Source organism: Stenotrophomonas maltophilia (assembly GCF_004920835.1).
GTDB classification, from domain to species: domain Bacteria; phylum Pseudomonadota; class Gammaproteobacteria; order Xanthomonadales; family Xanthomonadaceae; genus Stenotrophomonas; species Stenotrophomonas maltophilia_AQ.
The window spans coordinates 89,623-103,397 of sequence record NZ_QFHO01000012.1; the positions used below are offsets into that span (position 1 = coordinate 89,623).

A 13,775-nucleotide genomic window follows, 5' to 3' on the forward strand; every position below is an offset into this window, starting at 1 on the left:
CCGTAGATGCCACGGTGAACCCGCTTGTGGCTAACTATGCGGCTTCGAGACCGCGACAGGATGCCAGTGAAAGCCGCAGGACGTTGGATGACAGGAAGTGCCACGGTGCTGCTGGCGCTGTGGGTGAGCGGGCTGCTGGCCTACCAGTTGCCGGGGCCGGGTTGGCTGGCCAACGGCGTGGCCGTGCTGTGGCTGCTGGTTGCGCTGTGGGCATCGTGGCGGGTCGCGCGGGGCCGTGCCTCGCGCCGACTGGGCCTGGCCTTCGGGGCATCGCTGGCACTGGCCGGCCTGTGGTGGCTGCTGCTGACCCCGCGCCAGGACCGCGTGTGGGCCGATGACGTGGCCCAACGCCTGCACGTGGTGTCCTTCGACGGGCGCCACGTGGTGCTGGACAACGTGCGTGACTTCACCTGGCGCAGCGAAACCGACTACGACGCGCATTGGGTGCGCCGCGAATACAACCTGGACCAGCTGCGCTCGGCCGACCTGGTGCTGTCGTACTGGATGGGCCCGGCGATCGCCCACACCCTGATCTCGTTCGGCTTCGAGGATGGACGCCACGTGGTGTTTTCGCTGGAGATCCGCAAGGAGCGCGGTGAGTCGTTCTCCGCTCTGGGCGGCTTCTTCCGCAAGTTCGAGATGACCCTGGTGGCTTCGGAGGAGACCGACATCATCCGCACCCGCACCAACGCCCGTGGCGAAGATGTCTACCTGTACCGCCTGCACGGCATGGACCGCGCGCAGCTGAAGGAACTGTTCGCTGCGTATATCGCGCAGGCGCGCGAGCTGGATGCGAAGCCGGGCTTCTACAACACGCTGACCAGCAACTGCACGACCATCGTCTTCGACCTGGCCCGGCATATCGCACCGCGCCTGCCGCTGGATTACCGCCTGCTGCTGTCCGGTTACCTGGCCGAGTACGCGCAGGAGGTCGGTGCGCTCACGCCGGGTGTGCCGTACACCGAACTGCATGCCAAGGGCCGCATCACCCAGCGCGCGCTGGATCTCGGTGATGGCGCCAATTTCTCCACCGTAATCCGCCAGGGCGTGCCCGGCACCGAGCAGGACCCGCAGTAATGACCCAACTCTTTCTGACCCGCTGGCAGCGCCTGCTGCCGGTGTTGTTCGCCGCCTTCCTGCTGCTGGGAAGCAGCGGCTGCGCGATGGTCACCGTCAAGCAGGTCAAGTCCAGCGATTCGCTGGTCAACAAGCGCGCGGATGTGCTCAACACCGGCAAGCTCAGCCCGGCCGCGCGTGAAACGCTCAGCGCAGCGGGCCTGGACGAATCGCAGTGCGAGAAGGACTTCCTGGTCTGCCGCAGCACACTGCTGATGACCGACGACCTCAACGTCGAACAGCGCCTGTCAGCATTGTCCGAGTTGTGGGTGAAGGCCGCGCTGGCGCTGACGCCGAAGAAGACCGCTGCCGGTGATCCGCCGATGAGCGATGCGGCGCTGGATGCGTGGCTGGAGGCCGCGCGCTATGCGTACGCGTACCTGTTCTACAGCGGCCGCTCGCCGTCCGATCGTGCCTTCGAGGACCGGCAGACACAGGTGCGTGACTACTACAACTACGCGGCCGAAAAGGCGGCAGTGGTGTTGTTCGTGCGCGCGCGTGCCGCTGCACTGGCCGGCGAGGACTATACGAAGCCGATCACGGTTGGCAGCTGGTCGCTGGCGTCCAACTACCAGCAGCTGGGTCTGAAGAGCATTCCCGCGCAGCTGGTTCCGGCCGGCACCGTCAGCTTTGTCGGCCTGCGCAGCACCTATCGCCGCGATGGCTTCGGTGCCGAGCTGGTGATGGTGATGGATCCGCCGAAGCTGGTCGCACCGGTGATCGCCCCGGATGGCCCGAAGGCCGAAACCACGCAGGACGACGAGAACGACGAGAACGACGAGCGTCGTGGCCGCCGCCATCGCCATGACGATTCGGTGCCCGAGTTCAGTGAGATGTCCTCAATCAACGTCACTGCGCTGCTGCGGTTCGAAGGCAGCAGCCTGGAAGACGTGATGCGCACGCGCCGGGTCGAGCTCGATGCCTATTCGCCGGAAGCCACCGAGCGCATCACCCTGCACGGCGAGCAGGTGCCGCTGGCCGGCAACTTCACTGCCGCCTACGGCCTGTGGCTGGCGCAGAGTGGCTTCGCCCGGCAGTCGCTGCGCACCCTGTTCGGCATGAGCGAGGGCATCGGCGAGCCGCACATCTACCTGATGCAGCCGTGGGATCCGAACCGCCGCATCATCTTCATGCTGCACGGCCTGGCCAGCAGCCCGGAAGCGTGGGTGAACCTGGCCAACGAAATCATGGGTGATCCCGAGCTGCGCCAGAAGTTCCAGGTGTGGCAGGTCTACTACCCGACCAATGCGCCGATCGCGTTGAACCGGTACGAGATCGCCAACGCGTTCAACGACACGCTGAAGCATTTTGATCCCAACGGCAGCACGCGTGCGTCGAAGGACATGGTCTACATCGGCCACAGCATGGGTGGCGTACTGGCGCGGCTGCTGGTGAGCGATTCCGGCGATGTACTGTGGAACGACCTGCTGGCCAACTACGATCTGAAGGGTGAACGGTTGAAGCGGGTGCAGAACAAGCTGGGGCCGCTGCTGCATTTCAAGGCACAGCCGAACGTGGAGCGTGCGATCTTCATCGCTGCCCCGCACCAGGGCACCGACATCGCAGGCAACAAGGTCGGGCGCCTGATCGGTCGCCTGGTGCGGCTGCCGCTGACCATCCTCGGCAAGTTCGAGGATGTGTTCCTGGCGCTGGCGCAGGCCGAGCAGCAGGTCGACGGTACCGCCAAGCCGAAGATTCCCAACAGCATCGACAACCTCAAGGCCAGCGACCCGTTCGTGAAGGCCGCCGCGCAGCTGCCGATTGAAGCCGGCCTGAAGTACCACTCGATCATCGCCCAGCGCAAGCCGGAGCTGCCGGTGGAGAAGTCCGATGATGGGCTGGTGCCGTACTGGAGCGCGCACCTGCCGGGTGCATTGTCCGAGAAGGTGATCATTTCCGGCCACAGCGTGCAGGAAACCCCGCAGGCGGTGCTGGAGGTGCGGCGCATCCTGCATCGCGACGTCGATGATGTGGGGACCGGCGCGAGACCCTGACCGCTGCGGTCGCCGGGCCATGCCCGGCGGAATCCGTCCGGCGGCGCTACACCCGCCGCGCGATCACCGTGGCCAGCAGTGCCAGGCCGAAGGTAATCACCAGGCACAGGAAGTAGCCGGTGTGTGGTGCGGTTTCCACGAACAACGCGAACACCGCACCGGACACCGCCAGTGCGGTGGTCACCGACAACGCTTCGCTCAGCTGCAGCGCCGAGGTGTTGGCGCCCTGCTCATGCGGCGCCGACAGCGAAAGCGTCAGCACCGACAGGCTGGCGTAGATCATGCCCATGCCGAAGCCGGTCAACGCCCAGCCGACCAGTGCGACCGGCAACGGCACCGCATTGAACAGCACCGCCAGGGTGGCGGCGATACCGATCGTCATCAGCGGCGTGCCCACGCGGAGCAGCTGCTGGCGCGACCATCCGCGCTGTTGATGGCCCTGCAGCCAGGAGCCCGCGAACCAGCCCAGCGCACCGAGGCTGAGCACGGCACCGGCCCAGCTGGGCGAGAGTCCGCGCTCGCGCTGCAACAGCAGTGGCAGGTAGGCCTCGCAGGCGAAGAATGCTGCTGCAGCGATGCCGCGCAGGGCGATCACGCTGGGCAGGCCGCGGCGCAGCAGCAACGTGCCGGCTGGCAACAGGCGGTGCACGCAGAACAGCAGCGCCAGCAGCGCCACGCCGATGCAGAGCAGGGCCGGCACGCCGCGTTGCTGGCCACCGAAGTACAGCAGCAGGGCCGCCAGCGAGGCACCGCCGGCCCAGCGCACCACGTTGCCGCGTCCATCGTCGCTGCTGGCAGCATCAGTGGATTGCATGCGTGCCAGTGCCGGGCGCAGCAGCAGCGCGGCCGGGACCGCCAGCAGCGGCACCGCCAGGAACACCCAACGCCAGCCGAGGTGCTGCACGATCAGGCCGCTCAGTGCCGGGCCGATCATCGACGGCACTACCCAGCCTGCGGAGAACGCGGCAAATACCTTTGGCCGCAGGTGCTCGGGGTAGCTGCGCCCGACCATCACATACAGCGACACCGAGATCGCCCCTGCACCCAGGCCCTGCAGCAGTCGGCCCGCCACCAGCATGCCCATGCGCATCGCGAAGCCGGCCAGCAGCAGGCCCAGCACGAAGCAGGCCAGCCCATACCACAGCGGCCGCGCCGGCCCCTGGCGGTCGGCCCAGCGCCCGGCCAGGGTCATGCCGATCACGCTGGTGGCCAGCGTTCCACCGAACGCAAGTGCATACAGGCGCAGGCCATCCAGCGCCTCGGCTACGGTTGGCATGGCTGCGGCTACCGCCAACGCCTCGAAGGCGTGCAGCGCGACCAGCGCGACCATGCCGATGGTGGTGGCGCGGTAGCGTGCTGACAGGATCGAAGTGTCGGCCGACGTGCTGGCGTCGATGGAAGAGGCAGTGGGGGTCATACGGGTCAGGTGCGGGCCGCGCTTGTCAACTGGCGGCGAAGATAGCAGCATGACACCTCAACTGCAGTTGAGGTCAAGCAATGGTGTCCCAGGATCTGAGCGTTGGCGAGGTATCCCAGCGCAGTGGCGTGGCCATTTCCGCGCTGCATTTCTATGAGCGCAAGGGGCTGATCAGCAGCCTGCGCACCTCGGGCAACCAGCGACGCTACAGCCGTGACGTGCTGCGCCGGCTGGCCGTGATCCGCGTGGCGCAGCGGGTGGGCATGCCACTGGAAGCCGTTGGCCGCGCTTTTGAAAGCCTGCCCGAGGGCCGCGCACCGACCAAGTCCGACTGGGCCAAGCTGTCCGCACGCTGGCGCACCGAACTGGAGGAGCGCATCCACATGCTGCAGCTGCTGCGCGACGAACTCACCGGTTGCATCGGCTGTGGCTGCCTGTCGCTGCAGCACTGTCGCCTGGCCAACCCGGGGGACGTCCTCGGCGAACGCGGCGACGGCCCGATGCGCTGGGAATGACGCACGGGAAAGGGCCCGGCTCCGGGTAGCGCCGGGCCATGCCCGGCGGATCACCAGACCGTGATCGTCTCGCCGCTCTGGATGCCTTCCACCGCGCGCTGGAACGCCAGTGCCGCGCGCTGTGCGCTCACCGCTTCAAAGCCGGGGAAGTAGGGCCCGTAGGCGGCCATCGATTCGATCAGCACGTTCGGGCTGACCACGTTGATGCGCAGGCCGCGCGGCAGCAGTTCCAGCGCAGCGGCACGCACGAAGCCTTCCAGCGCGGCATTCACCGAGGTGGCGTTGGCGCCATCTCTGATCGGCTGTGCGCTGACGATGCCGCTGGTCAGGGTGATCGAGCCCCCGGCGCTGAGATGGTGCTGCGCGGTCAGTGCCAGCCGCACCTGGCCCAGCAGTTTGTCCTGCAGGCCGATGTTGAACTGCTCGGGCGTCATGTCCTGCAGCGGGCCGAAGTGCAGCTTGCCGGCGGTGGAGATCACCGCATCGACCGGGCCGGTGCGCGCGAACAGTTCGGCGACGCTGGCGTCGTCGGTCAGGTCGACGCGCAGTTCGCCGCTGTTGCGGCCGGCGGTCAGGATCTGGTGCTGCTGGCCAAGCTGGCGCGCGACTGCCTGGCCGAGGGTGCCGCTGGCACCCACAAGGAGAATCTTCATGGCGGTTCCTTGCGAGAGGGGGATGAGCGCAGTCTGCGCCCTCACATATGTGTTCGGTAAGGGGCGTATGCTTCGAAGATTCCTAACTAAGGGTTAGCAATGGATACGCTTCGCTGCATGCAGGCCTTCGTCGCGGTGGCCGAGCGCGGCAGCTTCACTGGCGCCGCCGATCAGCTGCAGGTTTCGGCGGTGATGGTGGGCAAGTACATCCAGCAGTTGGAGACGCACCTGGGGACCGCGCTGCTGCAGCGGAACACCCGCCGCCAGCGCCTGACCGAAGCCGGCAGCGCCTACCTGGCCGGGTGCCGGCAGGTGCTGGAGCAGGTGCAGCAGGCCGAGGCCGATGTCGCCGGCCTGCAGGTGCAGCCACGTGGCCTGCTGCGGGTCAGCGCGCCGACTACCTGGGGCAGCTGCGTGCTGGCACCGCAGCTTGCCGGCCTGCTGCGCGCGCAGCCGCAGTTGAACATCGAGCTGGACCTGAGCAACCGCCGCGTGGATCTGATCGAGGACGGCTTCGACGTGGCAATCCGCGTCGGGCCGCTGCCGTCACAGGAAGTGGTGGCGCGGCCGTTGCCGCCGTACGCGATGAGCCTGTGCGCGGCACCGTCCTACCTGCGTCGGCGTGGTACGCCGCACACCCCTGGGGATCTGGTCGGGCATGACTGCCTGAGCCATCTGGCCTGGCGCGGCGGCCATGGTTGGCAGCTGGCCAACGGTGAACAGGTTGATTGGGAGGCGCGGCTGACCTGCAACGATGGTGTTGCACTGCGCGAGGCCGCCGTGGCCGGCGCAGGGCTGGTGCTGCAACCGACCGCGCTGCTGGCCGGCGAGATCGCGGCCGGGCGGTTGAAGCCCCTGCTGCGCGACTACCTGCCGGAACCGCGGCCGATGCACCTGATCTACCTGCCGGATCGACGGCCGCGTCCGCGCCTGCAGTGCTTCGTCGATTTCGTCATGGCCACATTGGCGGACTGATCACAAGCGTGGGTGGTTGCCGACCGTTGGTCGGCACCGACCTGAATCAATCATTCGCCGCAGACAGCTCCTGCCCACGCACCTGCGCGGCGCGCAGCGCCGTGTCCACCAGCGCCTCGAAACCACCGGCCTGGAAGCTCTGGATCGCCGCCTGGGTGGTGCCGTTCGGCGAGGTCACTCGGCGGCGCAGTTCGGCCGGGCTTTCGCCGGCTTCATCGAGCATGCGCGAAGCACCCAGCAGTGTCTGCACCACCAGCGTGCGCGCTGCTTCTGCAGGCAGGCCCTGGGCGATACCCGCTGCTTCCATCGCTTCGGCCAGCAGGAACACATAGGCCGGCCCGCTGCCGGATACAGCAGTCACCGAATCCATCAGCGCCTCACTATCGATCCACACCGTGCGCCCGGCACTGGCCAGTACCTGTTCGGCGCGCGCGTGCTGCTGCGCATCCACTGATGGCGTGGCGTACAGCCCGGTCACACCGGCGCCGAGCAGGGCCGGGGTGTTTGGCATCGCGCGCACCACCGGCAGGTTGCCGCCCAGCCAGCGTTCCAGCTGGGCGCTGGTGATGCCGGCGGCAATGGACACCACCAGCGGCCGGTTCGCCTGCGCCAGCGCCTGCAGCGACTGGCACACATCGCGCAGTACCTGCGGCTTCACCGCCAGCAGCCAGGTATTGCCCTGTGTGGCAGCATCGGCGGCGTTGTCGTGCACCTGCACGCCGAAATCGGTGGCCAGTGACTCGCGCAATGCGGCCACCGGTTCGGCCACGTGGATGTGCGCGGCGGGTACGCCCTGGCGGATCAGGCCGGCGATCAGGCTGCGGGCCATGTTGCCGCCGCCGATGAAGGTGATGGAATCAACTGCCATGGAAGTCTCCTTGGAATATCAGGCCGGGCGCGGGCGCGCGCCGAACAGAGCGGTGCCGATGCGCACCAGGGTGGCGCCCTCGGCGATGGCCTCGGCGTAGTCGCTGCTCATGCCCATCGACAGCGTGTCGACATGCGTGTGCTGGGCGCCCAGCGACTGGAAAAGTGTGCGCATGCGCACGAACGCGTCACGACGGCGCTCGGCCTGTGGCCACGGTGCGGGAATCGCCATCAGACCGCGCAGGCGCAGCTGGGGCTCGGCGGCAATTGCGGCGGCCAGCGCGTCCACATCCTCTGGTGCACAGCCATGCTTGCTGGATTCGTCGTCGATGTTGACCTGGACCAGCACGTTCAGCGGGCCGCGCGCGGCCGGGCGATGGCGTGCCAGTGCGGTCACCAGCTTGGGCCGGTCCACGCTCTGTACCCAGTCGAAGTGGCTGGCCACGGCCTCGGCCTTGTTCGACTGCAGGTGGCCGATCAGGTGCCATTCCAGTTCCAGGTGCTGCAGCACCTGCATCTTGGCCAGTGCTTCCTGCACGTAGTTCTCGCCGAAGGCGTGCTGGCCCTGTGCGGCCAGCGCGGCCACGGCCTCGGCCGGCTGGGTCTTGGACACCGCCAGCAGGCGTGGATCGGGCCTGCCAGCGGCCTCGGCGGCGGCATGCAGGTTGCTCAGGATCTGGGGCAGGGGAGTGGCCACGTAACGCGTTCCGTTGAATCAGGAGGCTATACTGCCGCCCGGGGAAAGATCCTTCCAGTCGAAGCCGTTATTGGGGAGTAGCCGCTCATGGATATCGCCGAGCTGTTGGCGTTTTCCGTAAAGAACAAAGCGTCCGACCTGCATCTGTCTGCAGGCCTGCCGCCGATGATCCGCGTGGACGGCGACGTTCGCCGGATCAACATCCCAGCCCTGGACCACAAGCAGGTCCATGCGCTGGTGTACGACATCATGTCCGACAAGCAGCGCCGCGATTACGAGGAATTCCTCGAAGTGGACTTCTCCTTCGAGATCCCGTCGCTGGCGCGCTTCCGTGTCAATGCGTTCAACCAGAACCGCGGCGCTGGTGCGGTGTTCCGTACCATTCCGTCCGAAGTGCTGACCCTCGAGGACCTGGCCTGCCCGCCGTTGTTCCGCGAAGTGATCCAGCAGCCGCAGGGCCTGATCCTGGTCACCGGCCCGACCGGTTCGGGCAAGTCGACCACGCTGGCGGCGATGATCGACTACATCAACAAGAACGAATACGGCCACATCCTCACCGTCGAGGATCCGATCGAATTCGTGCACACCTCGCAGAAGTGCCTGATCAACCAGCGCGAAGTGCACCGCGACACGCATGGCTTCAACGAAGCGCTGCGCTCGGCACTGCGTGAGGATCCGGACATCATCCTGGTCGGCGAACTTCGTGACCTGGAAACCATCCGTCTGGCGCTGACCGCGGCGGAAACCGGCCACCTGGTGTTCGGCACCCTGCACACCAGTTCGGCCGCCAAGACCATCGACCGCATCATCGACGTGTTCCCGGCCGGCGAAAAGCCGATGGTGCGTTCGATGCTGTCCGAGTCGCTGCGTGCAGTGATCTCGCAGGCGCTGCTGAAGAAGGTCGGCGGCGGTCGTACCGCTGCGTGGGAAATCATGGTCGGCACCCCGGCCATCCGCAACCTGATCCGCGAGGACAAGGTGGCGCAGATGTATTCGGCCATCCAGACCGGCCAGCAGTACGGCATGATGACCCTGGACCAGCACCTGCAGGACCTGGTCAAGCGCAGCCTGATCACCCGCAACCAGGCCCGCGAGTACGCCAAGGACAAGCGTCTGTTCGAGTAAGGCGAGGCAATGGCGGGGCAGCGCGCAGCAAGGCGCGGCTGTCCCCGCGATGTTCCCTCCACCGACCGATTCCTGGAGCCTTTCGTGAACACCACTGCCACCACCATCGATTTCACATCGTTCCTCAAGCTGATGGCGCACCAGCGCGCCTCGGACCTGTTCATCACCGCAGGCATGCCGCCGGCGATGAAGGTCAACGGCAAGATCTCGCCGATCACGCAGACACCACTGACCCCGCAGCAGAGCCGCGATCTGGTGCTGAACGTGATGACCCCGGCGCAGCGCGAGGAATTCGAGAAGACCCACGAGTGCAACTTCGCCATCGGCCTGTCCGGTGTCGGCCGCTTCCGTGTCAGCTGCTTCTACCAGCGCAACCAGGTGGGCATGGTGCTGCGTCGTATCGAGACGCGCATTCCGACGGTGGAAGAACTGAGCCTGCCGCCGATCATCAAGACGCTGGCGATGACCAAGCGCGGCATCATCCTGTTCGTCGGCGCCACCGGTACCGGTAAATCGACCTCGCTGGCGGCGATGATCGGCTACCGCAACCAGAACTCGACCGGCCACATCATCACCATCGAAGATCCGATCGAGTTCGTGCACAAGCACGAGGGCTGCATCATCACCCAGCGCGAGGTCGGCATCGATACCGACAGCTGGGAAGCAGCGCTGAAGAACACCCTGCGCCAGGCGCCGGACGTGATCATGATCGGCGAGGTGCGTACCCGCGAGGGCATGGACCACGCCATCGCGTTCGCGGAAACCGGCCACCTGGTGCTGTGCACCCTGCATGCCAACAACGCCAACCAGGCGATGGACCGCATCGTCAACTTCTTCCCGGAAGACCGTCGCAACCAGTTGCTGATGGACCTGTCGTTGAACCTCAAGGGTGTGGTTGCGCAGCAGCTGGTGCCGTCGCCCGATGGCCGTTCGCGCAAGGTGGCGATGGAGATCCTGCTGGGCACGCCGCTGGTGCAGGACTACATCCGCGACGGCGAGATCCACAAGCTGAAGGAAGTGATGAAGGATTCGGTCCAGCTGGGCATGAAGACCTTCGACCAGAGCCTGTTCGAGCTTTACCAGGCTGGCGAGATCAGCTACGAGGACGCGCTGCGCTACGCCGATTCGCAGAACGAAGTGCGCCTGCGCATCAAGCTCAGCCAGGGCGGCGATGCCCGCACCCTGTCGCAGGGGCTGGATGGCGTGGAGATTTCCGAGATCCGATGACCGGACGGGCGCCTGCGGGCGCCCTCTGCTCCGGGATGACTACAGCGCCGGATGCACGCCGGCGTGAACCTGCCAGGGAGGCCTGCATGCGTGCGACTGTGAGCGTGATACTGGCCATCGCCGTGCTGCTGCAGGCCGGCTGTGCCCGTACCCCCGAACCGGCTGCCCCGGCCGAGGACTGCGACGATCCGCAGGCGCATGCCTGGTATCTGCTGCCACCGCCTGCACAGAGGCGTAGCAGGGACCCGCTTCCGTTCCTCGATTTCACCGGGTTTGCGAGGGCATCCTACAGAGACGCGTTGCGGGATCTCGATGGCTTGCCGGAGCCGTCGTTCCGCTGTGGCAGCGTACCGGTCCAGGCGTATCGCTTCGTCTGGCATACCCCATTCTTCCCGGGCGTGGTAGTACGCGCCCAGCGCAATGCAGCGGGCCAGGCGTGGATCGTCGGGCGCAGTGTGCGCGATTTCGAGATTCCCGGATCGTCACCCGGGCGTCCATCCACCGTCATCAAGGGCGGTACGTGCTCTCCACCGCGCGCGCTGAGTGCGGAGGAATGGAAGGCCATCGCCGCCGCGTTTGCGCTGTTGCAGGGCGAAGACTCGAGCGCTGGGCTTGATGGCTCATCGTGGATTTTCGAGTCCGTGGTGGACGGCCAACAACGCTGGTTCGCGCGATGGGTGCCGCGGGATCCGGCGTTCCGCAACACTGGCAGGATGATGGTGGAACTGGCGGGTTGCACTGACACGCTGCAGGCCATGGAATGACCGGCGTGCTGCCGATTGATGAATTCCAGTCATGACCGACTGCCATCCAGTCGGTTCAATCCTCACCTGCTGCAGGCGTATCGTCAGCGCTCCCCCTCTGGAGCACGACGATGCAGACACGTGAACTCGGCCGCAGTGGCCTGAAGGTTTCCGCCCTCGGCCTGGGCTGCATGGGCCTGAGCCATGGCTACGGCCAACCGGTGGAGCGCAGCCAGGGCATCGCTCTGCTGCACGCCGCCGTCGAGCGCGGCGTGACCTTCTTCGACACCGCCGAAGTGTACGGCCCCTACACCAACGAAGATCTGCTCGGCGAGGCGCTGGCGCCATACCGCGACAGGCTGGTGATCGCCACCAAGTTCGGCTTCAAGGATGCGCGCGTCGATACCGGGCTGGACAGCCGTCCCGAGAACATCCGTGCGGTGGCCGAAGCCAGCCTCAAGCGCCTGCGCACCGACCATATCGACCTGTTCTACCAGCACCGCGTCGATCCCAACGTGCCGATCGAAGATGTCGCTGGCACCGTGCGCGACCTGATCGCCGAAGGCAAGGTCGGCCACTTCGGCCTGTCCGAGGCCAGTGCCGCCACCGTGCGCCGTGCGCATGCGGTGCAGCCGGTCGCCGCCGTGCAGAGCGAGTACTCGCTGTGGTGGCGTGAGCCGGAGCGCGAGCTGCTGCCGACGCTGCAGGAACTGGGCATCGGCTTCGTGCCGTTCAGCCCGCTGGGGCGTGGCTTCCTGACCGGCGCGATCAACGCCGATACGACCTTCGACGCCAACGACTTCCGCAACACCGTGCCGCGTTTCGAAGTGGAGGCGCGTCGTGCCAACCAGGCGCTGGTCGACCGTATCAGCACAATCGCCGCTGCCCGAGGTGCCACCCCGGCGCAGGTGGCGCTGGCCTGGCTGCTGGCGCAGGCGCCGTGGATCGTGCCGATTCCGGGCACCACCAAGATCCATCGCCTGGAAGAGAATCTGGGCGCGGCCGACCTGCAGCTGGCACCGGAAGAGCTGCGGCGCATCGCGCAGACGTTGGAGGAAATCTCCATCGTCGGCGAGCGCTACAACGCGCAGCGCGCCGCGCAGGCCAAGGGCTGACCACCGGGCCATCTTGCCTCTGGTGGGTGCGGACGGAAGTGGGTGCGGGCCGTTGGTCCGCACTCCTCAGCTCATCCAGCCATCGGCCCACGCAGTGCGTCAAGCACCGTCCGCATCGCCACGGTGACATGGCGGCGCGACGGGTAATACGCGTAGTAGCCATCGAAGTGCGGGCACCAGTCGTCCAGCACCGACTGCAGGCGGCCATCGTCCAGCATCGGCTGCACCTGGTCTTCCGGCAGCCAGGCCAGGCCGCTGCCGGCCAATGCGGCAGCACGGGTCATGCCCATGCTGTTGAAGATCCACTGTCCGCTCACGCGCACGCTCAGTTCGTTGCCGTCCTGGCCGAAATCCCACGGCATCAGCCCGCCATGCGTGGGCAGGCGCAGGGTGACGCAGTTGTGCTCGGCCAAGTCGTGCGGATGCCGCGGCACCACGTGCTGGCGGAAGTAGCTGGGCGCACCAACCACGCGCATGCGCAGTGGCGGGCTGACCGGCACGGCGACCATGTCGCGCGCCAGCCGTTCGCCGAGGCGGATGCCGATGTCGTAGCGCTCGGCGACGATGTCGGCCAACCCGTAGTCGGCAGCCAGTTCCACCTTCAGGTCCGGATACTGCTGCAGCAATGGCGCCAGCCGCGGCCAGGCGATGTACTCGGCGGCATGGCCGGTGGCATTGATGCGGATGGTGCCGGCTGGTCGGTCGCGGTACTCGGCCAACGCGGCCAGTTCGTCCTCGATCTCGGCCAGGCGCGGAGCGAGGGTCTCGAGCAGGCGGGCTCCAGCCTCGGTGGTGGACACGCTGCGGGTGGTACGGGTCAGCAGGCGCACGCCGAGTCGCTCTTCCAGGCCGCGCATGGCATGGCTGAGTGCGGACTGTGAAACGCCCAGCTGGGCGGCGGCCCTGGTGAAGCTGCCCTCGCGGGCGACGTGGACGAAGGCCTGCAGGTCATTGAGGTTTTCACGGGGCATGACGGGATGATACGGCTCCCGGATTGAACGGATCTGTCGATTTCCTGCTCCCCGGTTCGTCGTACCGGTACATCCATCGCAAGGAGCTTCCGCATGAGCACTGAAAAGCCCAAGGGCCCGGCCTCGTACTTTCCCTCCATCGAGAAGACCTACGGGCAGCCGGTGGCGCACTGGTTCGGGCTGCTGGCGAAGCAGCCTGGCCTGAAACACATGGAGCTGGTCAGTTTCCTGAAAAGCGAGCATGGGCTGGGCCATGGCCACGCCAACGCGCTGGTGGCGCACCATCTGGCCGGGAAGGGATGAGGCAGGCAACGCTGCGCTGAACGGTCGTGTGGGGTCAGGCCACACGGCATCCAGAGT

The 13,775-nt window shown here is 66.7% G+C and carries 14 protein-coding genes; 9 read left to right on the top strand and 5 right to left on the bottom strand.

The features are described from left to right. Nucleotides 1–87 precede the first annotated feature (87 nt). Nucleotides 88–1,077, top strand: a complete 990-nt coding sequence (locus DI041_RS10860; protein ID WP_136638902.1) for an Lnb N-terminal periplasmic domain-containing protein — start codon at nucleotides 88–90, stop codon at nucleotides 1,075–1,077. Continuing rightward, complete coding sequence (locus DI041_RS10865; protein ID WP_136638901.1) at nucleotides 1,077–3,110, top strand: esterase/lipase family protein; 2,034 nt, start codon at nucleotides 1,077–1,079, stop codon at nucleotides 3,108–3,110. The genes DI041_RS10860 and DI041_RS10865 overlap by 1 nt, the downstream gene beginning before the upstream one ends. A 46-nt stretch (nucleotides 3,111–3,156) precedes the next feature. Here DI041_RS10865 and DI041_RS10870 read toward each other — a convergent pair whose 3' ends face one another. Next, nucleotides 3,157–4,578, bottom strand: a complete 1,422-nt coding sequence (locus DI041_RS10870) for an MFS transporter (RefSeq protein WP_136638900.1) — start codon at nucleotides 4,576–4,578, stop codon at nucleotides 3,157–3,159. A gap of 29 nt (nucleotides 4,579–4,607) precedes the next feature. On the opposite strand from DI041_RS10870, the gene soxR reads away from it, so the two are divergent. Further along, on the top strand, nucleotides 4,608–5,042 hold the full coding sequence (gene soxR / locus DI041_RS10875; RefSeq protein WP_046982747.1) for a redox-sensitive transcriptional activator SoxR: 435 nt from the start codon (nucleotides 4,608–4,610) through the stop codon (nucleotides 5,040–5,042). A gap of 50 nt (nucleotides 5,043–5,092) precedes the next feature. Here the strand turns inward: soxR and DI041_RS10880 are convergent, their stop codons facing one another. Beyond that, on the bottom strand, nucleotides 5,093–5,695 hold the full coding sequence (locus DI041_RS10880; RefSeq protein ID WP_136638899.1) for a short chain dehydrogenase: 603 nt from the start codon (nucleotides 5,693–5,695) through the stop codon (nucleotides 5,093–5,095). Nucleotides 5,696–5,794: 99 nt separating this feature from the next. On the opposite strand from DI041_RS10880, the gene DI041_RS10885 reads away from it, so the two are divergent. Continuing rightward, on the top strand, nucleotides 5,795–6,670 hold the full coding sequence (locus DI041_RS10885) for a LysR family transcriptional regulator (RefSeq protein WP_136638898.1): 876 nt from the start codon (nucleotides 5,795–5,797) through the stop codon (nucleotides 6,668–6,670). Between the two features lie 46 nt (nucleotides 6,671–6,716). On the opposite strand, the gene proC is transcribed toward DI041_RS10885, so the two are convergent. Both proC and DI041_RS10895 read right to left on the bottom strand, forming a co-directional pair. Next, nucleotides 6,717–7,538 (bottom strand): pyrroline-5-carboxylate reductase, encoded by an 822-nt coding sequence (proC, locus tag DI041_RS10890; protein WP_136638897.1) that lies wholly within the window; start codon nucleotides 7,536–7,538, stop codon nucleotides 6,717–6,719. Between the two features lie 18 nt (nucleotides 7,539–7,556). Beyond that, entirely contained in the window at nucleotides 7,557–8,234 is a 678-nt protein-coding gene (locus tag DI041_RS10895) for a YggS family pyridoxal phosphate-dependent enzyme (protein WP_136638896.1), read from the bottom strand. 87 nt (nucleotides 8,235–8,321) lie between these two features. Here DI041_RS10895 and DI041_RS10900 point away from each other — a divergent pair, with 87 nt between their 5' ends. The 4 genes from DI041_RS10900 to DI041_RS10915 all read left to right on the top strand — a co-directional run bounded on the left by DI041_RS10900 (nucleotide 8,322) and on the right by DI041_RS10915 (nucleotide 12,444). Further along, entirely contained in the window at nucleotides 8,322–9,359 is a 1,038-nt protein-coding gene (locus DI041_RS10900) for a type IV pilus twitching motility protein PilT (protein ID WP_004147099.1), read from the top strand. Between the two features lie 84 nt (nucleotides 9,360–9,443). After that, nucleotides 9,444–10,586 carry a PilT/PilU family type 4a pilus ATPase gene (locus DI041_RS10905; RefSeq protein WP_005408369.1) on the top strand — a complete coding sequence of 381 codons (1,143 nt, stop codon included), beginning with the start codon at nucleotides 9,444–9,446 and terminating at the stop codon, nucleotides 10,584–10,586. A gap of 86 nt (nucleotides 10,587–10,672) precedes the next feature. Beyond that, nucleotides 10,673–11,350, top strand: coding sequence for a hypothetical protein (locus DI041_RS10910; protein WP_169050812.1), 678 nt, complete (start codon nucleotides 10,673–10,675; stop codon nucleotides 11,348–11,350). A gap of 110 nt (nucleotides 11,351–11,460) precedes the next feature. Continuing rightward, nucleotides 11,461–12,444: an aldo/keto reductase gene (locus DI041_RS10915; protein ID WP_136638894.1), complete on the top strand. Its 984-nt coding sequence runs from the start codon at nucleotides 11,461–11,463 to the stop codon at nucleotides 12,442–12,444. 71 nt (nucleotides 12,445–12,515) lie between these two features. Here the strand turns inward: DI041_RS10915 and DI041_RS10920 are convergent, their stop codons facing one another. Continuing rightward, nucleotides 12,516–13,415 carry a LysR family transcriptional regulator gene (locus DI041_RS10920; RefSeq protein ID WP_136638893.1) on the bottom strand — a complete coding sequence of 300 codons (900 nt, stop codon included), beginning with the start codon at nucleotides 13,413–13,415 and terminating at the stop codon, nucleotides 12,516–12,518. A 93-nt stretch (nucleotides 13,416–13,508) separates the two neighbouring features. On the opposite strand from DI041_RS10920, the gene DI041_RS10925 reads away from it, so the two are divergent. Further along, nucleotides 13,509–13,718 (top strand): DUF4287 domain-containing protein, encoded by a 210-nt coding sequence (locus DI041_RS10925; protein ID WP_088481050.1) that lies wholly within the window; start codon nucleotides 13,509–13,511, stop codon nucleotides 13,716–13,718. Nucleotides 13,719–13,775: the final 57 nt, after the last annotated feature.